We start from the raw sequence: 19493 nt of genomic DNA on the forward strand, positions 1-19493 counted from the left end.
ACACGGAAGCGTCGCGAAGCGCAGCCGGCGCCGAGGCGGGCACGCAACTGACGGGCGCGGTGGTCATCGTCGCGCTCGTCGCGGCGATCTCAGGCATGCTCTACGGCTACGACACCGGCGTCATCTCCTGGGCTCTGTTGCAGCTCACCGAGGAATTCAGCCTCACCCCGGGCTTGAAGCAGATGGTCGCCGCCAGCATCTTGCTCGGCGCCGTCGTCGGGGCGCTGACGTGCAGCTGGCTTTCCGATCGGTGCGGCCGACGCGGCACATTGTTGATGCTGGCGGTGGTGTTCATCGTCGGCGGGCTGTGGTGCGCCGACGCGTCCGATTCCGCTGTGCTGTCGCTGGGACGGCTGGTCCTGGGCTTCGCGGTCGGCGGGGCGACGCAGACGGCACCGATGTACGTCGCCGAGCTCTCGCCGCCTGCCTACCGGGGACGGTTGGTGCTGTGCTTCCAAATCGCCATCGGGGTGGGCCTCCTCATCGCTACCCTGGGCGGGGTCTTCGACTCGATCTCCTGGCGAGGGGCGATCGGAATCGCGTGCGTACCCGCCGCGATCATGCTGTGGCTGTTGCTGCGCCTCCCGGAAAGTCCGCGCTGGCTGGTCAAGCATGATCATCGAAACGCTGCACGAGCCGTGTTGGAGCGTGTCCGGCCCGACGGCTACGACGTGGACGTCGAGCTGGACGAAGCGATCGAACTCGCGCGCGTCGAACGCACGGCGAGCACCCGCGGGTGGCGCGGGCTGCGCGACGCCTGGGTGCGCCCGGCCCTGGTCCTGGGTTGCGGCATCGCGGTGTTCACCCAGCTCAGCGGCATCGAGATGATCATCTACTACTCGCCGACCATATTGACCAACGACGGCGTGTACAGGTACGTGGCTCTGCAGGTGTCGGTGGGTTTGGGGGCGGCGTACCTGATCGCCCAGCTGGTCGGGTTGGCCATCATCGACCGGGTGGGTCGCCGCCGACTCACCCTCATCATGGTGCCGGGTGCGGCGCTGAGCCTGTTCGTGCTTGGCCTGCTCTTCGTCACCAGCGACAGCGTTCACGAGGTAATCCCGTACATCATGATCTGCCTGATCGCCTTCATGCTGTTCAATGGCGGCGGCCTGCAGCTGATGGGCTGGCTGACCGGCTCGGAGACCTATCCGCTGGCGGTGCGACCGGCCGCCACCGCCGTGCAGTCGGCGACGCTGTGGGCGACCAACCTGCTCATCACACTGACGATGTTGTCGCTGATCAATGCGATCGGGCCCGGGCTGTCGATGTGGCTCTACGCGTTGTTCAACGTGGCGGCGTGGATCTTCGTGTACTTCCGCATGCCCGACCTCACCGGTAAGAGCCTGGAGGAGATCGAGAACAAGCTGTTCGAGGGGAAATTCCGACCGTCGGACTTCACGCGCTGACGTATTCGTTCGGCGAGAGTGCGGCCATCCGCCCGTTCGACGTGTCAGAGGACCAGCAGCATGCGCGAGTTGCCCAGGATGTTCGGTTTGACGTAGCTCAGGTCGAGGAACTCGGCGACACCGATGTCGTAGGAGCGGCACATCTCCTCGAAGACTTCGGCGGTCACCGGGGTGCCCTCGATTTCGGTGAAGCCGTGCTTGCCGAAGAACTCGGTCTCGAAGGTCAATACGAACAGCCGCTTCAGCTCGAGGTCGCGCGCCACGTCGAGCAGCCGGTCGACGATGGCATGCCCGATGCCGCGGCCGGTCATGGCGGGGTCGACGGCGACAGTGCGCACCTCGCCGAGATCGGACCACAGCACGTGCAACGCCCCGCAGCCGACGACCTCGCCCTCGTGCTCGGCCACCCAGAACTCCTGAACGGACTCATACAGCGTCACCAGGTTCTTTTCCAGCAAGATCTTGCCGGCATAGGTGTCCACGAGCCGCTTGATCGCAGGGACGTCGGAGGTTCGCGCGCGACGAACCACCGCCCGTTGGGCCTGCGGATCGCCCACTGCGTTCACGGGTTGCAGAGTATCGGTTTCGGCCCTTCGGCTGATCAACCGATATTCTGATGGCCGTGTCGGGACAGCCTCAAACCGGTCCGCTGGTCCGGCGTGTCCGCGTCACCAATCTTGCGAACATGCTGACGCTACTGCGATTGGTGCTGGTTCCGATCTTCCTGCTGGCGCTGTTCGCCGGCGACGGGCACCAAACCCCAAGTCGCATCGTGGCTTTCGTGATTTTTGTGGTGGCCGTGGTCACCGATCGGTTCGACGGCGCGCTGGCCCGCAACTACGGGATGGTCACCGAATTCGGCGCGTTGGCCGACCCGATTGCGGACAAGACGTTGATCGGCGCGGCGCTGATCGGGCTGTCGATGCTCGGCGACCTGCCGTGGTGGGTCACCGTGCTGATCCTGGTCCGCGAGGTCGGTATCACCACGTTGCGGTTCGCCGTGCTGCGTCGCGGCGTGATTCCGGCCAGCCGGGGCGGCAAGCTCAAAACCCTGGTGCAGGCGATCGCGATCGGGCTATTCGTGCTGCCGCTGTCCGGATCGTGGCATGTGACGGCGTCGGTGGTGATGGCGGCGGCCATCGTGCTGACCGTGGTCACCGGTGTGGACTACGTCGCATCCGCGGTGCGGGACGTTCGCGGACGATCAACGGCCCCGTAGATGGGGAACCAATCCGCGGCCCGGTGGCGTTGACCTAGTTGACCACTGTCAAGCCGGACCGAGGGGAGCACAATGCCGTCACTGCTGCGAGAGGTCATCGGCGACGTGCTGCGCCGGGCCCGGACTTCGCAAGGCCGCACCCTTCGTGAGGTGTCCGACGCGGCACGCGTCAGCCTCGGATACCTGTCCGAGGTGGAGCGGGGCCGCAAGGAGGCGTCCAGCGAGCTGCTGAACGCGATCTGCGACGCCCTGGACGTCTCGCTCTCGGAGCTGCTGGTCGACGCCGGCGAGCAGCTGGCTCGTCAGGAGCCCGCCAAGGCCTCCGCGCTCAGCGCGGCCAACATCGATCCCGACACCAAGGTCGTTATCCCGCCGGTGGTCTCGCTGGCTATTGCCTGACGCACGCTCAACAAGGGTGCGGCGATCGACGCAGACCCGATAAATTGGCGGCAGTAGTCCATCAATCCGAAGGCGGAGCTCACTTATGGCCAATCCGTTCGTCAAAGGGTGGAAGTACCTCATGGCGTTGTTCAACGCCAAGATCGATGAGCACGCCGACCCCAAGGTGCAGATCCAGCAGGCCATCGAGGAAGCCCAGCGCACCCATCAGGCGCTGACGCAGCAGGCTGCGCAGGTGATCGGCAACCAGCGTCAGCTCGAGATGCGGTTGAACCGGCAGCTGGCCGACATCGAAAAGCTTCAGGTCAATGTGCGCCAGGCGCTGACGTTGGCGGACCAGGCCACGGCCGCCGGAGACACCACGAAGGCCACCGAGTACAACAACGCCGCCGAGGCGTTCGCGGCCCAGCTCGTGACCGCCGAGCAGAGCGTCGAAGACCTCAAGGGCTTACATGACCAGGCGCTGCAGGCCGCGGCGCAAGCCAAGAAGGCCGTCGAGCAGAACGCGATGGTGCTCCAGCAGAAGATCGCCGAGCGCACCAAGCTGCTCAGCCAGCTCGAGCAGGCCAAGATGCAGGAGCAGGTCAGCGCGTCGCTGCGGTCGATGAGCGAGCTGGCCGCCCCGGGCAACACGCCGAGCCTCGACGAGGTGCGCGACAAGATCGAACGCCGCTACGCCAATGCGATGGGCGAGGCCGAATTGGCGCAGAACTCGGTTCAGGGCCGCATGCTCGAGGTCGAGCAGGCCAGCGTGCAGATGGCCGGGCACTCGCGGCTGGAGCAGATCCGCGCGTCGATGCGAGGTGAGGCGCTGCCGGCCGGTGGTTCCGGCAATGCGGCCACACCGGCCACTCCGGCGACCGCCGCCGACGCCGCTGCGGCCGAGAAACCCCTCGGTCAGCAGTAGCGATGGCGGTGAAATCGGGTCAGAGCGCCGCCGGGTCGTGGCGCTCGGTCTTGCAGCATTGGTTCGATGTCGCCACCGACCTGTCCGACTTGGTGGCGCGAAAGATCAACGCCGCCACCGATCCTCGAGCCCGGCTGCTGCGCCGACGCCGTCGCGCGTTGCGGTGGGGGCTGATCTTCGCCGGCGCATGCGTGTTCTGGGCGGTGGTGACGGTGTTGCTGGCGGCCTGGGGATGGTTCGCGCTGCTGCTGGTCATCACCGGCTCGATTGCGGTGGGTGCGGCGATTCCGGCGACGCTGTTGCTGCTGCGCTACCGGTGGCTGCGGTCGGTGCCGGTACCGACCCAGCGGCCAGCGAGTAGCCGCCGGCTGCCGCCACCGGGTTCGGCGGCGCGACCCGCGATGTTCGCGCTCGGCGCGTCCGAACGCGGACTGTTTTCGCTGCTGGGTGTGATGGAACGCGGAAACATGTTGCCGGTGGCCGAGATTCGGGATCTCACTGCCGCGGCCAACCGGACCGCCGCAGCCATGGCGGCCACCGCGGCGGAGGTGGTGTCGATGGAGCGGGCGGTGCAGTCCGCTCCGCAGTCCCGATCCCATTTGGTGCCGACGATCAACGCGTTCACCACGCAGTTGAGCACTGGGGTGCGCCAGTACAACGAAATGGTCACCGCCGCAGCGCAATTGGTGTCCGCGGCGAACGGCGACTCCGGTGTGACGACGCCGATGTCACAGCAGCGTTATCGCGACGAGCTGGTGGGTGCGACGGATCGGCTGCTCGGTTGGGCGCAGGCCTTCGACGAACTCGGCGGGCTGCCGCGAGCTTAGACGTCGTGGCTGCGGTACTCGGCTGAATCGGGGCGAGGGCCGAAGCGCTCGGCATAGCGCCGGTGCATGTCGGCGTCGCGTTCCCGGCGGCGCTCGTCGACCAGATCCGGGTCCAGGCCGTGCATCCGCAGCATGTGGCGGCGCCACACCTTGTTCAGCGCATGCGAGAAGTACACGAACGGGATCAGAATCGGCAGCGTCATGCCCAGGTGGACGTCCAGCGTCGTCGGGATCAGCCAGAACGGGGCGAGCACCAACACCGCCGGGACCGCGACCCGAACCATCATCCGGACGGTGGCGCCCTTGCCGGCCAGGTCGTTGCGAACCCAGTCCCGCATCGAGTCGGGCAGCGGATGCCCGTAGCAGTACCGGATGTACTGGATGACGCCCGGCCGGTTGTCGCTCATCGGTGTCCTTAGAAAGATGCCCGCAGCGACGGGACCACCAACGCGGCCAGGCCGCGCGCCGTCGCCTTGAACATGTCGAAGAAGTCGAAGTAGTCGCGCCAGAGGGTGATTTGGCCGTCGTGCACTTCGAACACGCCGCAGACCCAGAACTGCAGCCGCAATGGCCCGAAGGTCAGCGCATCGGTGCGCTCGGTCAGCACCGCAGCGCCGTCGGCGGCGATCCGGTGGATCTTCACGTCGAAGCCGGCTCGGCCCTCCATCCGCCGGAACAGCTTCATTGCGCGGTGCCGGCCGTAGATGGTCGGAAGCCCGACGTTCTGATACACCAGGTCGTCGGCCAATGCGGCGTTCGCGGTGTCGAAGTCCTCGTCGGCCAGCGCGTTCAGGAAGACCTCGACCGTGCGGGTGTTCTCAAGGGTTTGCTCGGTCATGGTTGCCAGCGTAGCTGTGGCACGGTAGGTCCATGCGCGTCGCCGTCGTCGCCGGGCCGGACCCGGGGCACTCGTTTCCCGCGATCGCGTTGTGCCAACGGCTCATTGCCGCTGGCGACACGCCGGTACTGCTCACCGGAACCGAATGGCTCGACGCCGCCCGCGCCGCCGGCGTGCAGGCCGTCGAGCTGGCCGGGCTCGACCCCACCGACGCCGACGACGACCGCGACGCCGGCGCCAAGATCCACCAGCGCGCCGCGCGAATGGCCGTGCTCAACATCGGCCCGCTGCGCGACCTGGCTCCGGACCTGGTGGTGTCCGACGTGATCACGGCCTGCGGCGGGATGGCCGCCGAACTGTTGGGCATCCCGTGGATCGAACTCAACCCGCATCCCCTGTATTTGCCGTCGAAGGGCCTGCCGCCGTTGGGCAGCGGCCTGGCGCCGGGCACCGGAATCCGCGGCCGGCTGCGCGATTCGGTGATGCGGGCGCTGACCGCGCGGTCCTGGCGCGCCGGTTTGAAGCAGCGCGCGGCGGTCCGCGTCGAAATCGGCCTGCCGGCCCGGGACCCGGGACCGCTGCGGCGGCTGATCGCCACCCTGCCCGCGCTGGAGGTGCCCCGCCCGGACTGGCCGGCCGAAGCCGTCCTGGTCGGGCCGCTGCACTTCGAGCCGACCGACCAGGTGCTGCCGATCCCGCCCGGATCCGGGCCGGTCGTGGTGGTGGCACCGTCGACGGCGTTGACGGGGACGCGCGGGATGGCGCAAACCGCGCTGGACTGCCTGGTGCCCGGAGCGGGCCTGCCCGCGGACGCGCGGGTGGTGGTGTCGCGGCTCAACGGCCCCGAGCTGAGTGTGCCGGACTGGGCCGTCGTCGGGCTCGGACGCCAGGACGCGCTGCTGGCACACGCCGACCTGGTGGTGTGCGGCGGCGGGCACGGGATGGTGGCCAAGACGCTGCTCGCCGGCGTGCCGCTGGTGGTGGTCCCCGGTGGCGGCGACCAGTGGGAGATGGCCAATCGGGTGGCGCGGCAGGGCAGCGGGAAACTGATCCGGCCGCTGACCGCCGAGGCGCTGGTCGCCGCGGTCGGTGAGGTGTTGTCGACGCCCGGCTACCGCGAGGCCGCCCGACGGGCCGCGGCCAGCATTGCCGAGGTTGCCGATCCGGTGCAGGTGTGTCGCCAAGCGCTCGCTGGGTAATTTGTAGCGGGTGCGGCTGACGGAGTTTCACGAGCGGGTCACCTTGCGATTCGGCGCCGCCTACGGCGCCTCGGTGCTGACCGATCATGTGCTGAGCGGGTTCGGCGGGCGCACCGCCGCGCAGGCGATCGAGGACGGGGTGGACCCGCGCGACGTGTGGCGGGCACTGTGCGTCGACTTCGACGTTCCCCGCGAGCAGTGGTGAGGGCTTGCCGGCACCCGTTAAAAATCCGTAAGGATTGGCATCCCTTCCGTCAAGAACCCGTATCGGTTAACTCCGCTGTCACAATCGCCTGCTAGCGCGGCCTAACCTCTGAATCGGGTTGGTACCCAACATCATTGAGGAGGAGCGTTATGCCTTTGGCAACTATTCAGCCGAAAACCCTGGCAGCGGCGGCTGTCAATTTGCAGGGGATCGGCTCGGCACTGGCCGCTGGGAACGCGGCCGCCGCCGTCCCGACAACCAGGCTGATTCCGGCCGCCGCCGACGAGGTGTCGGCCCTGACCGCAACGCAATTCGCCGTGCACGGCGCGACGTATCAGGAGGTCAGCGCGCAGGCGGCCGCGATCCATCACATGTTCACGGCTCTCATGTCGGCGGGTGCAGCTATGAGTGAGAAGAAGTCATGTCTTTCGTGACGACCGCGCCCGAAGCGCTGACCGCTGCCGCGGGCAAACTGGAAGGTATCGGCTCGGGGGTCGCCGCCCAGAACGCGTCTGCTGCGGCCCCGACCACGGGCGTGATCCCCGCCGCGGCCGATGAGGTGTCGGCGCTGCAGGCGACGCAGTTCGCGGCATACGGCACGCTCTACCAGTCCGTCAGCGCACAAGCCCAAGCGATCCACGAGATGTTCGTGAACACCCTGGCGACGAGCGCCGGTTCGTACGGTGCCACGGAGGCCGCCAACGCGGCCGCGGCGGCCGCACCGGGTTCGGGGATTCTCGGCTTTTTCACCGGGGAGGGTCAGTACGGGCTCCTGCCCGCTGCGGCGAGCAACGGCGCCATTCTCGGGGCCATGCAGGTGGGCAATTTCGGCTCCGCGGCGTCGGACCTGCTGCAGCTGGGCAGCTCCGGCTTCCTCGCTCCCGGGGCACTGAGTTCCCCCGAGGCGTCAGGTGCCGGGGCCGCCGCTTCGGGCGTCGGTGCACCGGCGGCAGGAGCGGTCGGGTCGCCGGCTCCGGCCGGCGTCGGTGCTGCGCCGGTGCTGGCGGCTGCGGGCCGGGCCTCCTCGGTCGGCGCCATGTCGGTGCCGCCGAGTTGGGCCGGGGAAGCCGCGGCGGCGGCCGGCCCTGCCCCGGCGACGGTGGCGGGGGCCGGCTGGACCGCACCCGCCCCACAAGGCACGCCAGTGGCCACCATGCCGGCCGGGATGCCGGCGGTGGCGTCGGCCGAGCGTGGCGGCTTCGGCTTCGGGGCGCCCCGCTACGGCGTCAAGCCGACCGTGATGCCCAAGCCGGCAGTCGTCTAGCGCTTGCCGACAACCAAATCGCTTGTCAAAGAATGGGATTGAACAGATGGATTTTGCAGCATTGCCCCCTGAGATCAACTCCGCACGGATGTACGCTGGCGCGGGGGCGGGGCCGATGATGGCCGCCGCGGCCGCATGGAACAGCCTGGCCGCCGAATTGGGTTCTGCGGCGTCGTCGTATCAGGCGGTGATCACCGGGCTGACCGGCGGACAGTGGCTGGGCCGGGCGTCGGCGTCGATGGCCGCCGCCGCGGCGCCCTATGTCGCGTGGATGAGTTCCACAGCGGCGGCCGCAGAGCACGCGGCCGGCCAGGCGATGGCGTCGGCAGCCGCCTTCGAAGCGGCCTTCGCGATGACGGTGCCTCCGCCGGTGATCGCGGCCAACCGCGCTCAGTGGGCGGCACTGGTCGCGACCAACTTTCTGGGGCAGAACACGCCGGCGATCATGGCCACCGAGGCCCACTACGCCGAAATGTGGGCCCAAGACGCGGCCGCGATGTACGGCTACGCGGCAGCCTCGGCCAGCGCTGGAATGCTTCAACCGCTGACGGCCCCGACCCCGAACACGAACCCGGCAGGGCTGGCCGGCCAGGCTGCCGCGGTCTCGGGCGCGGGCACACAGTCCGGCCTGTCGCAGCTGGTCTCCACGTTACCCAGCGCGGTGGGAGGGCTGGCCTCCCCGCTGCAGGCATCGGCCGCTTCGCCGGGCGGCTTCTTTTCTGATTTCATCAACTCGACGCAGAACATCGGAATCTGGAACTCGATCCAGACCTACTCGCAGGTGGCCGGCAACATCGCGGCGTGGAACATGTTCGCCGGCATCTCGGCCGGGGTCGGCCTGGCAAATGCCGAGGGTGCGGGACTCGGTCCTGTCGGCGGCGCAGCGGGTATGGCGCCACCCGCGGCGGCCGCGCCGGCGGCCTCGGCCGGTTTCGGTGCGGCGCCGGTATCGGCCGGCTTGGCCGGGGCGCCGGTGTCGGCGGGACTGGGTCAGGCTTCCTCGGTCGGCAGGTTGTCGGTGCCGGCCAGTTGGTCGGCGGCGACGCCGGCAGGCACCGGTTCGCCAACGCTGGCGGGCACCGGGTGGACGGCTGCGGCAGAAGAAGCCGCCCCGGTAGCCACCGTTCCGGCCGGGATGCCGGCGGTGGCCTCGGCCGGTCGCGGCGGCTTCGGCTTCGGCGCGCCGCGTTACGGCTTCAAGCCCACGGTCATGCCTAAGTCGGTCGTGGTCTGATCCGCAACCCTTTATGCCCGGCATGGGCATGATGGGTGAATGTTCGAGCGATTCACCGATGCGGCACGTCGCGCAGTTGTTCTCGCCCAGGAGGCGGCACGCGAACTGCAACACGACCACATCGGCACCGAACATTTCCTGCTGGGGTTGCTGGCCCGTCCCGACACGGTGGCTGCACATGCGCTGGCCGCGTTAGGCGTTTCGGCGGATTCGGTTCGCCGAGCGGTCATCGACCGGGTCGGTGCCGGCACTGAGCAGGCCAGCGGGCACATCCCGTTCACGCCGCGCGGCAAGGGCACGTTGGAGAACTCGCTGCGCGAGGCCCTCGCGTTGGATCACCCGTACATCGGGACCGAGCACATCCTGCTCGGATTGCTCGACGCGCCCGACGGGCTTGGCGCGCAAGTCCTCGCCGAGCGGGTAGGGGACTTGTCGAGGGTCCGCGCGGCCGTCCTCGACGTCCTTCGGGAGGCGCCGCCGGCCGAGCACGGGCCTGCGGAGGAGGGGCGTCGCGCCATGACCATCCGCGTTGCCGACGACCGGCTCACGCTCGAGGTCACCGACCCGGCGCTGGTCGAGCTGGCCCGCGCTGCCGTCGCCGCGCTTGGTGACCAGCTCGACGAGCCGGGTGCGATTCCGGGTGAGCTGCCGGCTGCTTTCAGTCTGGTCACGGTGTGGCAAGCGCTGCGCGACAGCCTCAATGACATCGTGCGCCGCGCGGCACCCCCGCCGTCGGAAGCCGACGCCTGACGCGCATTCGGCGCGCCTCCTTGCTCTCGAACACACGTTCGTTACTCTGGGGCTTGTTCGAACGCTGCGACGCTGGTCAGGCCGTCTTGTCGGTGCCCTTCTCTAGCGTCATGGCCAATTGACCGATACCGGTCAACCGAACACCGACTACAGGAGAAGCACATGGCACAGGTCCCTGACCGCGAGAAGGCTCTCGAGCTGGCGATGGCTCAGATCGAGAAGAATTATGGCAAAGGTTCGGTGATGCGCCTCGGCGACGAGGTACGTCAGCCGATCTCGGTCATCCCGACCGGGTCGATTGCACTGGACGTTGCCCTGGGTCTCGGCGGCCTGCCCCGCGGCCGGATCATCGAGATCTACGGCCCGGAATCCTCGGGTAAGACCACCGTCGCCCTGCACGCGGTGGCCAATGCCCAGGCCGCCGGTGGCATCGCGGCGTTCATCGACGCCGAGCATGCGCTGGACCCCGAGTACGCCAAGAAGCTCGGCGTGGACACCGACTCGCTGCTGGTCAGCCAGCCCGACACCGGTGAGCAGGCGTTGGAGATCGCCGACATGCTGGTCCGCTCCGGCGCGCTGGACATCCTGGTCATCGACTCGGTGGCCGCACTGGTGCCTCGTGCCGAGATCGAAGGCGAGATGGGCGACAGCCACGTCGGACTGCAAGCCCGACTGATGAGCCAGGCGCTGCGGAAAATGACTGGCGCGCTGAACAATTCGGGAACTACGGCGATCTTCATCAACCAGCTACGAGAAAAAATCGGTGTGATGTTCGGCTCGCCCGAAACAACAACGGGCGGAAAGGCTTTGAAGTTCTACGCTTCAGTTCGCCTGGACGTCAGGCGAATTGAGACCCTCAAGGACGGCACCGACGCGGTCGGTAATCGCACTCGGGTCAAGGTGGTAAAGAACAAGTGCCTCGCCGAAGGCACTCGGATCTTCGATCCTGTCACCGGTACGACGCATCGAATCGAAGATGTTGTAGACGGCCGCAAGCAGATCCACGTCGTGTCTGCGGCCAAGGATGGAACGCTGCACGCGCGGCCCGTGGTGTCCTGGTTCGACCAGGGAACGCAGGATGTGATCGGGTTACGGATCGCCGGTGGCACAACCGTGTGGGCGACACCCGATCACAAGGTGCTGACAGAGTACGGCTGGCGTCAGGCCGGGGAGCTCCGCAAGGGAGACCGGGTGGCGCAACCGCGGCGTTTCGATGGATTCGGTGACGGTGCGCCAATTTCGGCGGACCATGCACGGCTGCTCGGCTATCTGATCGGGGATGGCTACGTGGGAGTTAAGACTCCAGTCAACTTCATCAATGTTCAGCAGGCACTCATTGACGACGTGGCGCGAATCGCTGCGACGCTCGGTTGTGCGGCCCATCCGCAGGGGCGTATATCACTTGCGATCGCTCATCGGCCCGGCGAACGCAACGGTGTCCTAGAGCTTTGTCGGCAGGCCGGTATCTACGGGAAGCTCGCATGGGAGAAGACAATTCCGAACTGGTTCTTCGAGAAGGATATAGCCGCCGATATCGCTGGGAATCTGCTCTTCGGCCTGTTCGAAAGTGACGGCTGGGTGAGCTGGGAACAGACCGGAGCGATTCGAGTCGGTTACACGACGACCTCTGAACAGCTTGCGCACCAGATTCATTGGCTGCTACTGCGGTTCGGAATCGTGAGCACTGTTCGAGATTACGACCCGACTCAGAGGCGGCCTAGCATCGTCAACGGGCGACGAGTCCAGAGCAAGCGCCAAGTGTTCGAAGTCCGGATCGCAGGTATGGAGAACGTCGCAGCTTTCGCCGAGGCAGTTCCCATGTGGGGGCCGCGTGGTATGGCTCTTACAAAGGCCATTCCGGAAGCCATGCAGGGACGGCGGCGTGGATCACAGGCGACATATCTGTCGGCGGAGACGGCCGATGCCGTGATCAACTACCTTGGTGAACGCGGTGTAACCGCGCAAGAGGCCGCGGCCATGATCGGTGAAGGTGCTGGGGATCCTCGTGGCGGTATGAAGCAGGTCCTCGGTGCCAGCCGTCTCCGCAGGGACCGTGTGCAGGCGCTCGCGGATGCTTTGGATGACAAGTTTTTGCATGATGTGCTGGCGGAAGAACTCCGGTACTCGGTGATCCGGGAAGTGCTGCCAACGCGGCGAGTACGGACGTTCGACCTCGAGGTCGAGGAACTCCATAACCTTGTCGCGGAAGGGGTTGTCGTGCACAACTGCTCGCCCCCCTTCAAACAGGCGGAGTTTGACATCCTCTATGGGAAGGGCATCAGCCGCGAAGGTTCGCTGATCGACATGGGTGTGGATCAAGGCTTCATCCGAAAGTCCGGCTCCTGGTTCACCTACGAGGGGGAGCAGCTCGGTCAGGGCAAGGAGAACGCCCGAAACTTCCTGATGGAAAACACCGACGTGGCCCTCGAGATCGAGAAGAAGATCAAGGAAAAGCTCGGCATTGGCGCCGTGGTTACCGATGACGAAGTCCTGCCCGCCCCCGTCGACTTCTGACGGGGCGCCGGCCCGCGAGGAGCAGGCGCGGGCGCTATGCCTGCGCCTGCTCACCGCGCGGTCGCGCACCCGCGCCGAACTCGAAGGCCAGCTGGCCAAACGCGGATACCCCGACGACGTCAGCGCTCGGGTACTGGACCGGCTGGCCGCCGTCGGCCTGGTCGACGACGTCGACTTCGCCGAACAATGGGTGCACTCGCGACGGGTAAACGCGGGAAAAGGCAAGCGGGCGTTGGCCGCTGAGCTCCGCACCAAGGGCGTCGACAATGACGTGATCACCGCGGTGCTCGACGGCATCAAACCCGCCGCCGAGCGGGAGCGGGCCGAGCAGCTGGTGCGGGCCCGGCTGCGTCGTGAGCAGCTGAACAACGACGACGATGCACGGGTCAGCCGCAGGCTAGTGGCGATGCTGGCGCGCCGTGGTTACGGCCAGAACATGGCCTACGACGTGGTGAGCACGGAGTTGGCCGCCGAACGGGAGCGCCGCCGGGTCTAGTTCGGCACTCGTGCTCGAAGACGTTGCTGCACAAACCATCAGCCGATGATCGCTGCGACAAAAGATGCATTCGCACAGGTGATCTCGAGAAGAAAGTAGAGCCACACGGGAAACAGTGGCGTAGAAGCATCGACCAAGCGTGACAGGATACGTCCCGCTGCCATTCCGGCGAGTGCGGATCCGACGGTCACCAGGACTCCGGGCCGAAGGTGCGCATCGGACAAGGCGACGAGAAGCGCGGTGCCCATTGCGATACCGAATCCGCCGTAGACGGCCCTGACCTCGGAGCGGGTCTGGGGCGATCACCCCGCAGATGTGCGCATTTTCGCAGCGATGCAACGACTGCAAGAGCAGACGAATCCGCCATTCTCCGCGAGCGCGCTCGCCGTGGAAACCGGGCTGTCCGTCTCTCGGTTCCTGCACCTGTTTCGCTTGGAAACGGGGACAAGTTTCCGCAGATATCGGATGTGGGCGAGGATGCTCCGTGCTGCGTTGTTGTACCTCGAACTTCGAGACCTCACTAGTGCCGCCATGGATGCGGGCTTCGCTAGTCCGTCGCACTTCACTGACACCTTCCACGACATGTTTGGCTTGACGCCGAGCAAATTGCTGGCGGCCGGGGCGGACGTACGCAGTCTCAACTTGCATGCGTCACAAGTGGATTCTTCGCAATCGAACGTCCTCAGGCGCGGCCGATAAGTACTTCGCTGGCCACTTTGTTGGCATCGGTGAAGAACACCCGGGTTGGTGTCCGCCCGGTCTCCCACGTTGGCTATATATGCTTGCTTGACGCGTACATCACCAGCATGGGAGGTGGTCGTGTCGGTGATACAGATCGACCTCGATGGCGAAGTGCTGGCCGCGGTTATGCGGATCGCTGGCGTGCACAGCAAGGAGGAAGCGGTGAACCTCGCGGTGCGCGACTATGTCGAGCGGTTCCAGCGCATCGAGGCGCTGACGCATTCGCGGGAGCACGCGAAGCACTGGGACTACGAGGGCTGGCTCGCGGCGCGCGCCGACGAGAAGTCTGCCCAGACTTGATTCACTCCGCGGCCTGACCGCTCTAGCCTGCCGCCTGCACCACCGGAGCACCCGGCGCACCCTCCGGCTCGATGGTCGCCGCCTCCAGCGGCGGCCGGCGGGTGCGGCGCAGGCGTTGTTCGATTGCGAATGCGACACCCGACAGTGCCATGTTCACCGCGATCATCAATGCGGCGATAACCACAAGTGCGGGAAGGAAATTGCCGTATTGCGAGCCCACCACGGTCCCCTGGCGCACCATCTCGACGAACGTGATCTGGTACCCGATCGCGGTGTCCTTGAGGACCACCACCAGTTGCGACACCAGCACCGGCAGCATCGCAGTGATTGCCTGGGGGAGTAGGACCAGACGCATGGTCTGGGTCCAGCGCAAACCGAGCGCCGCCGCAGCCTCCGACTGGCCGCGCGGCAGCGTGTTCACCCCGGCGCGCACGGTCTCGGCGATCACCGCGCCGTTGTACAGCGTCAAGCCGGTGACCACGCCGGCGAGCGCCAGTTGCCGGCCCGGAACGACGTCGTAAGCTGCGTAGCAAAAGTAGGCGAAGATCATCAGGATCAGCACCGGAATGGCGCGGAAGAACTCCACCACGACCGCGCACGGCCACCGGATCGCCGCGAGCGTCGACAACCGGCCCACGCCGAGCACGACGCCGAGGCCAAGTGCGAGCACGATCGACCAGCCCGCCGCCGTCAGCGTGCCCCGAACCCCTGGCAGCACATACGTTTTCCAGAGGTTAGCGGTGAGGAACGGTGTCCACTTCTCGGCGTCGAACTGCCCCTTGGCGTCCAGCCGCGAATACACCAGCCAAACCAGCAGCGCCCCAACAGCAACCGTGACAGCTGACGCGATCCGGTTGCGGAGCCGTCCGCGCGGGCCGGGTGCATCGAACAGCACCGACGCGCCCGTCACCGCCCCACCGCCCACCGTCGGCCCAGCCAACCGAACAGCAGTCCCAGCGGGAGCGTCAGGACGACGAACCCGATCGCGAAGATGGCGCCCACGCTGATCAGCGCGGCGGTGTTCTCGATCATCGATTTCATCAGCAGCGCCGCCTCGCCGACCCCGATCGCCGAGGCGATCGTCGTGTTCTTGGTCAATGCGATCAGCACCGACCCCAGTGGGACGATGACCGCACGAAAAGCCTGTGGCAACAAAATGATTCGCAGATTCTGGCCGAACGTCAACCCCAGCGATCGCGCCGCTTCGGCCTGGCCCAACGGCACCGCAATAACCCCGGAACGCACCGACTCGCACACGAACGATGCGGTGTACACGGTGAATCCGAGTACCGCCAACCGGAAATTGCTGTCGTCGATCGACGTCGGCGACGCCGAATCGGCCAGCGTTACACCGAGGGTCTGGGACAGCCCGAACGAGCAGAACAGGATGATCAGCGTCAGCGGGGTGTTGCGGACCAGGTTGACGTACACAGCGCCGATGCAGTTCAGTACCGGCACCGGCGCGAGCCGCATGGCGGCCAGCGTCGTCCCGAGTATCAGTGCGCCGACAGCCGACAGCAGACTCAATTCCACAGTGACCCCGAACGCCGTGAAGATCTGCTCGCGATACTCGTTGAACACGGTCAGTACCGATCGACCCTGGGTGGTTTCGGTATCGCAAGACCGGACGCCCCAAAGTTCTTCTCGAAGGCCGCTTTCCACGACCCGTCGCGCTCCATCTTCTCGATCGCGTCGTCGATCTTGTTGCGCAGCGCCGTGTTGTCCTTCTTCAACCCGATTCCGTACTTCTCGGTGGAGAACGGCTTCCCGACAAGCTTGAAGGCGCCAGGGTTCTGCGCGGCGTAGCCGGCCAAGATCACGTCGTCGGTGCTCACCGCGTCGACCGCACCGTTCTTCAGCGCTTCGATGCAGGCCGAATAAGTGTCGTAGCGCTGCAACTGAACACCGGGATACCGGTCCCTGATCAGCTGCGCCGCTGTGGAACCCGCGACCGAGCACAGCTTCTTGTTGCGCTGCAGCGACTGTGGACCGGTGATGCCGGCTTCGCCGGCGCGCACCAGCAAGCTCTGTCCGGCGATCAGATACGGCCCAGCGAAGCTGACCTTTTTCTTGCGAGCATCGGTGATCGAATAGTTGGCGACGACGTAGTCGACCTGGCCATTGCGGATCAGCATCTCGCGTTGCCTGGCCGGGGCCTCGACCCACACGATGTCGCCCGTCGAGTAGCCGAGTTGGCGAGCGACGTAGCGCGCCACGTCGACATCGAACCCGCTCATCGTGCCGTCGGGGTTCTTCATCCCCAGCCCGGGCTGGTCGAACTTCACGCCGACGACGATCTTGCCGCCGTTGCCACCACCGCACCCTGCGGCCAGCGCCACCACCGCGAGCGCAATGACGACAAGCCGCAGCATGGTGACCTTCTAGTGGTTGAGGATCTTCCCGAGGAAGTCTCTCGCACGGGTCGTCTGCGGGTGCTCGAAAAAGGCAGCCGGTTCGCCGTCCTCCAGGATCGCCCCGTCCGCCATGAACACGACGCGGTCGGCGGCGTGCCGCGCAAAACCCATCTCGTGGGTGACGACCAGCATCGTCATACCGTCGGCGGCCAGCGAAGTCATCACTGCCAGCACCTCGCTGATCATCTCCGGATCCAGCGCGCTGGTCGGCTCGTCGAACAGCATCACCTTGGGGTTCATCACCAGCGACCGCGCGATCGCCACCCGCTGCTGCTGACCACCCGACAGCTGCGCGGGGTGCTTGCCGGCCTGGTCGGCCACGCCGACGCGCTCCAGCAGCGCCATCGCAGTGTCGCGGGCCTCGGCCTTGGACAGCTTGCGCACCTTCATCGGCGCCAGCATCACGTTCTGCAGCACCGTCTTGTGCGCGAACAGGTTGAACGACTGGAACACCATGCCCACCTCGGAGCGCAGCCGGGCCAGCGCGCGACCTTCGGGGGGCAGCTCGACGCCGTCGATCACGATGGTGCCGGAGTCGACGGTCTCCAGCCGGTTGATGACGCGGCACAGGGTCGACTTGCCGGACCCGGACGGCCCCAGCACCACGACCACCTGGCCGCGACCGACGTCGAGGTCGATGTCCGAGAGCACATGCTGACCGCCGAAATACTTGTTGACCCCGCGCAACGAGATCATCGGCCCGGTGGCCTCCATGCGCTGTGACCTTACTGGTCGCCGTACCATGGCCCCGTGACTTCGACGGCGCTAGCAGGCCGGACCTACCAGGTCCGCACCTACGGCTGCCAGATGAACGTGCACGATTCCGAGCGGCTGGCCGGGCTGCTGGAGGCGGCCGGCTACCAGCGCGCGCCCGACGGCGCCGACGCCGACGTCGTCGTCTTCAACACCTGCGCGGTGCGGGAGAACGCCGACAACAAGCTCTACGGCAACCTCAGCCACCTGGCGCCGCGCAAGCGGACCAACCCGGACATGCAGATCGCGGTGGGCGGCTGCCTGGCGCAAAAGGACCGCGACACCGTATTGCGCAAGGCGCCGTGGGTGGACGTCGTCTTCGGCACCCACAACATCGGCTCGCTGCCCACGCTGCTGGACCGGGCGCGGCACAACCGCGTCGCGCAGGTGGAGATCGCCGAGGCGCTGCAGGAGTTCCCGTCGAATCTGCCCACCGCGCGCGAATCTGCTTATGCCGCTTGGGTTTCCATCTCAGTAGGATGCAACAACAGCTGCACGTTCTGCATCGTGCCGTCGCTGCGCGGCAAGGAGGTCGACCGCAGCCCGGCCGACATCCTGGCCGAAATCCGGTCCTTGGTCGCCGACGGTGTGCTGGAGATCACCCTGCTGGGCCAGAACGTCAACGCCTACGGCGTCTCGTTCGCCGACCCGGCCCTGCCGCGTAACCGGGGTGCGTTTGCCGAGCTGCTGCGCGAGTGCGGACGCGTCGACGGGTTGGAACGGGTGCGGTTCACCTCACCGCATCCGGCCGAGTTCACCAACGACGTCATCGAGGCGATGGCGGAAACCCCGAACGTCTGCCCGGCCCTGCACATGCCGCTGCAATCCGGTTCGGACCGCATCCTGCGAGCCATGCGCCGGTCGTACCGCGCGGAGCGCTACCTCGGCATCATCGACCGGGTCCGGGCGGCCATGCCGCACGCCGCGATCACCACCGACCTGATCGTCGGCTTTCCCGGCGAGACCGAGGAGGACTTCGCCGCCACGCTCGACGTCGTAAAGCAGGCCCGGTTCTCCGCCGCGTTCACCTTCCAGTACTCCAAGCGCCCCGGCACCCCGGCCGCCGAACTCGACGGACAGCTGCCCAAAGCCGTTGTGCAGGAACGTTACGAGCGACTGGTCGCGCTGCAGGAGAAGATCTCGCTCAAGGAGAACCGCGCCCAGATCGGGCGCACCGTCGAGCTGCTGGTCGCCACCGGCGAGGGCCGCAAGGACGCCCGCACCGCACGGATGAGCGGACGCGCCCGCGACGGCCGGCTAGTGCACTTCGCGCCCGGCGCCAACCAGGTGCGTCCGGGCGATATCGTCACCACAGTGGTCACCGACGCCGCGCCGCATCACCTGATCGCCGACGGCCAGATCCTGAACCACCGCCGCACCCGCGCCGGCGACGCTCACGAAAGCGCCCCGCGCGGAGTAAGTTTGGGAATGCCTGCGGTGCGACGATGAACGCCAAGAACAACGGCGACTTCGACGCGTTCCGCGGCGACATCGAGGCGGCCGAACGCCGCATCGCCCGCGAAATCGAGCCGGGCGCAAGGGCTTTGGTGGTATCAATCCTGGTCTTCGTCCTGCTGGCGTCGTTCATCCTGCCGCACACCGGCGACGTGCGCGGCTGGGACGTGCTGTTCGGCAGTCACGGCTCCGCTGACGCCGCGGTGGCGCTGCCGTCGCGGGTATTCACCTGGCTCACGCTGGTGTTCGGTGTCGGCTTTTCGATGCTGGCGCTGCTGACCCGGCGCTGGGCGCTGGCCTGGGTGGCGCTGGCCGGCTCCGCGCTGGCCAGCGGTGTCGGCCTCCTGGCGGTGTGGTCTCGGCAGACGGTGGCGGCGGGGCATCCCGGTCCGGGCATCGGCCTGATCGTGGCGTGGATCACCGTGATGGCGTTGACGTTTCACTGGACCCGGGTGGTGTGGTCACGCACGATCGTGCAACTCGCCGCCGAAGAGCAGCGCCGCCGCGCCGCGGCACAAAAGCAATCCCGGACGCTGCTGGAAACCCTCGACGACGAGGAGACCGAGTAG

23 protein-coding genes and 3 pseudogenes are annotated in these 19493 nt (G+C 66.9%); 18 read left to right on the forward strand and 8 right to left on the reverse strand.

Annotated features, from left to right (window positions below; all coding sequences use genetic code 11):
- Positions 1 to 59: 59 nt before the first annotated feature.
- Complete coding sequence (locus tag AWB95_RS20545; RefSeq protein ID WP_085168613.1) at positions 60 to 1409, forward strand: sugar porter family MFS transporter; 1350 nt, start codon at positions 60 to 62, stop codon at positions 1407 to 1409.
- Between the two features lie 44 nt (positions 1410 to 1453).
- On the opposite strand, the gene AWB95_RS20550 is transcribed toward AWB95_RS20545, so the two are convergent.
- Entirely contained in the window at positions 1454 to 1966 is a 513-nt protein-coding gene (locus tag AWB95_RS20550; protein WP_099539753.1) for an amino-acid N-acetyltransferase, read from the reverse strand.
- Positions 1967 to 2031: 65 nt separating this feature from the next.
- Between AWB95_RS20550 and pgsA the strand changes: the two genes are divergently transcribed.
- The 4 genes from pgsA to pspM all read left to right on the forward strand — a co-directional run bounded on the left by pgsA (position 2032) and on the right by pspM (position 4761).
- A complete protein-coding gene (gene pgsA / locus AWB95_RS20555; protein WP_193830652.1) occupies positions 2032 to 2628 on the forward strand; it encodes a CDP-diacylglycerol--glycerol-3-phosphate 3-phosphatidyltransferase in 597 nt (198 codons plus the stop codon).
- 72 nt (positions 2629 to 2700) lie between these two features.
- Positions 2701 to 3027: a transcriptional regulator ClgR gene (gene clgR, locus AWB95_RS20560; RefSeq protein ID WP_062541173.1), complete on the forward strand. Its 327-nt coding sequence runs from the start codon at positions 2701 to 2703 to the stop codon at positions 3025 to 3027.
- An 85-nt stretch (positions 3028 to 3112) separates the two neighbouring features.
- Entirely contained in the window at positions 3113 to 3934 is an 822-nt protein-coding gene (gene pspA / locus AWB95_RS20565; protein WP_062541174.1) for a phage shock protein PspA, read from the forward strand.
- Between the two features lie 2 nt (positions 3935 to 3936).
- Entirely contained in the window at positions 3937 to 4761 is an 825-nt protein-coding gene (gene pspM, locus AWB95_RS20570) for a phage shock envelope stress response protein PspM (protein WP_062541175.1), read from the forward strand.
- Here pspM and AWB95_RS20575 read toward each other — a convergent pair.
- Both AWB95_RS20575 and AWB95_RS20580 read right to left on the reverse strand, forming a co-directional pair.
- Positions 4758 to 5168, reverse strand: coding sequence for a DUF5313 domain-containing protein (locus AWB95_RS20575; RefSeq protein ID WP_062541176.1), 411 nt, complete (start codon positions 5166 to 5168; stop codon positions 4758 to 4760). The genes pspM and AWB95_RS20575 overlap by 4 nt on opposite strands.
- A gap of 8 nt (positions 5169 to 5176) precedes the next feature.
- Positions 5177 to 5599, reverse strand: coding sequence for a limonene-1,2-epoxide hydrolase (locus AWB95_RS20580; protein WP_085168581.1), 423 nt, complete (start codon positions 5597 to 5599; stop codon positions 5177 to 5179).
- 32 nt (positions 5600 to 5631) lie between these two features.
- Between AWB95_RS20580 and AWB95_RS20585 the strand changes: the two genes are divergently transcribed.
- The 9 genes and pseudogenes from AWB95_RS20585 to recX all read left to right on the forward strand — a co-directional run bounded on the left by AWB95_RS20585 (position 5632) and on the right by recX (position 13261).
- Entirely contained in the window at positions 5632 to 6798 is a 1167-nt protein-coding gene (locus tag AWB95_RS20585) for a glycosyltransferase (RefSeq protein ID WP_085168582.1), read from the forward strand.
- 10 nt (positions 6799 to 6808) lie between these two features.
- On the forward strand, positions 6809 to 7003 hold the full coding sequence (locus AWB95_RS20590; RefSeq protein WP_085168583.1) for a DUF3046 domain-containing protein: 195 nt from the start codon (positions 6809 to 6811) through the stop codon (positions 7001 to 7003).
- Between the two features lie 149 nt (positions 7004 to 7152).
- Positions 7153 to 7437, forward strand: a complete 285-nt coding sequence (locus tag AWB95_RS20595) for a PE family protein (protein ID WP_085168584.1) — start codon at positions 7153 to 7155, stop codon at positions 7435 to 7437.
- Positions 7425 to 7718, forward strand: a pseudogene (locus AWB95_RS23885) (PE family protein); the annotation flags it as partial. The gene AWB95_RS20595 and the pseudogene AWB95_RS23885, both read left to right, overlap by 13 nt.
- An 18-nt stretch (positions 7719 to 7736) precedes the next feature.
- Complete coding sequence (locus tag AWB95_RS23990) at positions 7737 to 8267, forward strand: PE/PPE C-terminal domain-containing protein (protein ID WP_346223239.1); 531 nt, start codon at positions 7737 to 7739, stop codon at positions 8265 to 8267.
- Positions 8268 to 8313: 46 nt separating this feature from the next.
- The gene (locus tag AWB95_RS20605; RefSeq protein WP_085168586.1) at positions 8314 to 9501 is read left to right on the forward strand and encodes a PPE family protein; all 1188 of its coding nucleotides are present in this window, start codon (positions 8314 to 8316) and stop codon (positions 9499 to 9501) included.
- Positions 9502 to 9540: 39 nt separating this feature from the next.
- Positions 9541 to 10251, forward strand: coding sequence for a Clp protease N-terminal domain-containing protein (locus AWB95_RS20610; RefSeq protein WP_085168587.1), 711 nt, complete (start codon positions 9541 to 9543; stop codon positions 10249 to 10251).
- Between the two features lie 162 nt (positions 10252 to 10413).
- Positions 10414 to 12765, forward strand: a complete 2352-nt coding sequence (gene recA, locus AWB95_RS20615) for an intein-containing recombinase RecA (RefSeq protein WP_062540013.1) — start codon at positions 10414 to 10416, stop codon at positions 12763 to 12765.
- On the forward strand, positions 12731 to 13261 hold the full coding sequence (recX, locus tag AWB95_RS20620; RefSeq protein ID WP_062540012.1) for a recombination regulator RecX: 531 nt from the start codon (positions 12731 to 12733) through the stop codon (positions 13259 to 13261). Before recA ends, recX begins: the two co-directional genes overlap by 35 nt.
- Positions 13262 to 13299: 38 nt before the next feature.
- Here recX and AWB95_RS20625 read toward each other — a convergent pair.
- Positions 13300 to 13548 (reverse strand): annotated as a pseudogene (locus AWB95_RS20625) (DUF4345 family protein); the annotation flags it as partial.
- A gap of 46 nt (positions 13549 to 13594) precedes the next feature.
- Here AWB95_RS20625 and AWB95_RS20630 point away from each other — a divergent pair.
- Together AWB95_RS20630 and AWB95_RS20635 are read left to right on the forward strand one after the other, a co-directional pair.
- Entirely contained in the window at positions 13595 to 13960 is a 366-nt protein-coding gene (locus tag AWB95_RS20630; protein ID WP_062540010.1) for a helix-turn-helix domain-containing protein, read from the forward strand.
- A gap of 120 nt (positions 13961 to 14080) precedes the next feature.
- Positions 14081 to 14233: pseudogene (locus AWB95_RS20635) on the forward strand (type II toxin-antitoxin system VapB family antitoxin); the annotation flags it as partial.
- Between the two features lie 91 nt (positions 14234 to 14324).
- Here the strand turns inward: AWB95_RS20635 and AWB95_RS20640 are convergent.
- The 4 genes from AWB95_RS20640 to AWB95_RS20655 are packed head-to-tail and all read right to left on the reverse strand — an operon-like array spanning position 14325 to position 17412.
- Positions 14325 to 15212: an amino acid ABC transporter permease gene (locus AWB95_RS20640; protein WP_062540015.1), complete on the reverse strand. Its 888-nt coding sequence runs from the start codon at positions 15210 to 15212 to the stop codon at positions 14325 to 14327.
- Positions 15209 to 15889 (reverse strand): amino acid ABC transporter permease, encoded by a 681-nt coding sequence (locus AWB95_RS20645; protein WP_062540014.1) that lies wholly within the window; start codon positions 15887 to 15889, stop codon positions 15209 to 15211. Before AWB95_RS20645 ends, AWB95_RS20640 begins: the two co-directional genes overlap by 4 nt.
- A complete protein-coding gene (locus AWB95_RS20650; RefSeq protein ID WP_062540009.1) occupies positions 15886 to 16674 on the reverse strand; it encodes a glutamate ABC transporter substrate-binding protein in 789 nt (262 codons plus the stop codon). The genes AWB95_RS20645 and AWB95_RS20650 overlap by 4 nt, the downstream gene beginning before the upstream one ends.
- A gap of 9 nt (positions 16675 to 16683) precedes the next feature.
- Positions 16684 to 17412, reverse strand: coding sequence for an amino acid ABC transporter ATP-binding protein (locus AWB95_RS20655; RefSeq protein ID WP_169714723.1), 729 nt, complete (start codon positions 17410 to 17412; stop codon positions 16684 to 16686).
- A 54-nt stretch (positions 17413 to 17466) separates the two neighbouring features.
- On the opposite strand from AWB95_RS20655, the gene miaB reads away from it, so the two are divergent.
- Positions 17467 to 18918 carry a tRNA (N6-isopentenyl adenosine(37)-C2)-methylthiotransferase MiaB gene (miaB, locus tag AWB95_RS20660; protein ID WP_062540007.1) on the forward strand — a complete coding sequence of 484 codons (1452 nt, stop codon included), beginning with the start codon at positions 17467 to 17469 and terminating at the stop codon, positions 18916 to 18918.
- Positions 18915 to 19493, forward strand: a complete 579-nt coding sequence (locus tag AWB95_RS20665; RefSeq protein WP_062540006.1) for an Rv2732c family membrane protein — start codon at positions 18915 to 18917, stop codon at positions 19491 to 19493. The genes miaB and AWB95_RS20665 overlap by 4 nt, the downstream gene beginning before the upstream one ends.

The sequence above is a fragment of the Mycobacterium celatum genome, assembly GCF_002101595.1.
Classification (GTDB): Bacteria; Actinomycetota; Actinomycetes; order Mycobacteriales; family Mycobacteriaceae; genus Mycobacterium; species Mycobacterium celatum.

Excerpts from the sequence above, each read along its gene's own strand:
- AWB95_RS20610 (WP_085168587.1), top strand. The coding sequence starts at position 9,541 with ATGTTCGAGCGATTCACCGATGCGGCACGTCGCGCAGTTGTTCTCGCC.
- pspM (WP_062541175.1), top strand. The coding sequence starts at position 3,937 with ATGGCGGTGAAATCGGGTCAGAGCGCCGCCGGGTCGTGGCGCTCGGTC.
- recA (WP_062540013.1), top strand. The coding sequence starts at position 10,414 with ATGGCACAGGTCCCTGACCGCGAGAAGGCTCTCGAGCTGGCGATGGCT.
- AWB95_RS20585 (WP_085168582.1), top strand. The coding sequence starts at position 5,632 with ATGCGCGTCGCCGTCGTCGCCGGGCCGGACCCGGGGCACTCGTTTCCC.
- AWB95_RS20665 (WP_062540006.1), top strand. The coding sequence starts at position 18,915 with ATGAACGCCAAGAACAACGGCGACTTCGACGCGTTCCGCGGCGACATC.
- clgR (WP_062541173.1), top strand. The coding sequence starts at position 2,701 with ATGCCGTCACTGCTGCGAGAGGTCATCGGCGACGTGCTGCGCCGGGCC.
- AWB95_RS20650 (WP_062540009.1), bottom strand. The coding sequence starts at position 16,674 with ATGCTGCGGCTTGTCGTCATTGCGCTCGCGGTGGTGGCGCTGGCCGCA.
- AWB95_RS20605 (WP_085168586.1), top strand. The coding sequence starts at position 8,314 with ATGGATTTTGCAGCATTGCCCCCTGAGATCAACTCCGCACGGATGTAC.
- AWB95_RS20630 (WP_062540010.1), top strand. The coding sequence starts at position 13,595 with ATGCAACGACTGCAAGAGCAGACGAATCCGCCATTCTCCGCGAGCGCG.
- pspA (WP_062541174.1), top strand. The coding sequence starts at position 3,113 with ATGGCCAATCCGTTCGTCAAAGGGTGGAAGTACCTCATGGCGTTGTTC.
- recX (WP_062540012.1), top strand. The coding sequence starts at position 12,731 with ATGACGAAGTCCTGCCCGCCCCCGTCGACTTCTGACGGGGCGCCGGCC.
- AWB95_RS20595 (WP_085168584.1), top strand. The coding sequence starts at position 7,153 with ATGCCTTTGGCAACTATTCAGCCGAAAACCCTGGCAGCGGCGGCTGTC.
- AWB95_RS20655 (WP_169714723.1), bottom strand. The coding sequence starts at position 17,412 with ATGATCTCGTTGCGCGGGGTCAACAAGTATTTCGGCGGTCAGCATGTG.
- AWB95_RS20575 (WP_062541176.1), bottom strand. The coding sequence starts at position 5,168 with ATGAGCGACAACCGGCCGGGCGTCATCCAGTACATCCGGTACTGCTAC.
- AWB95_RS20580 (WP_085168581.1), bottom strand. The coding sequence starts at position 5,599 with ATGACCGAGCAAACCCTTGAGAACACCCGCACGGTCGAGGTCTTCCTG.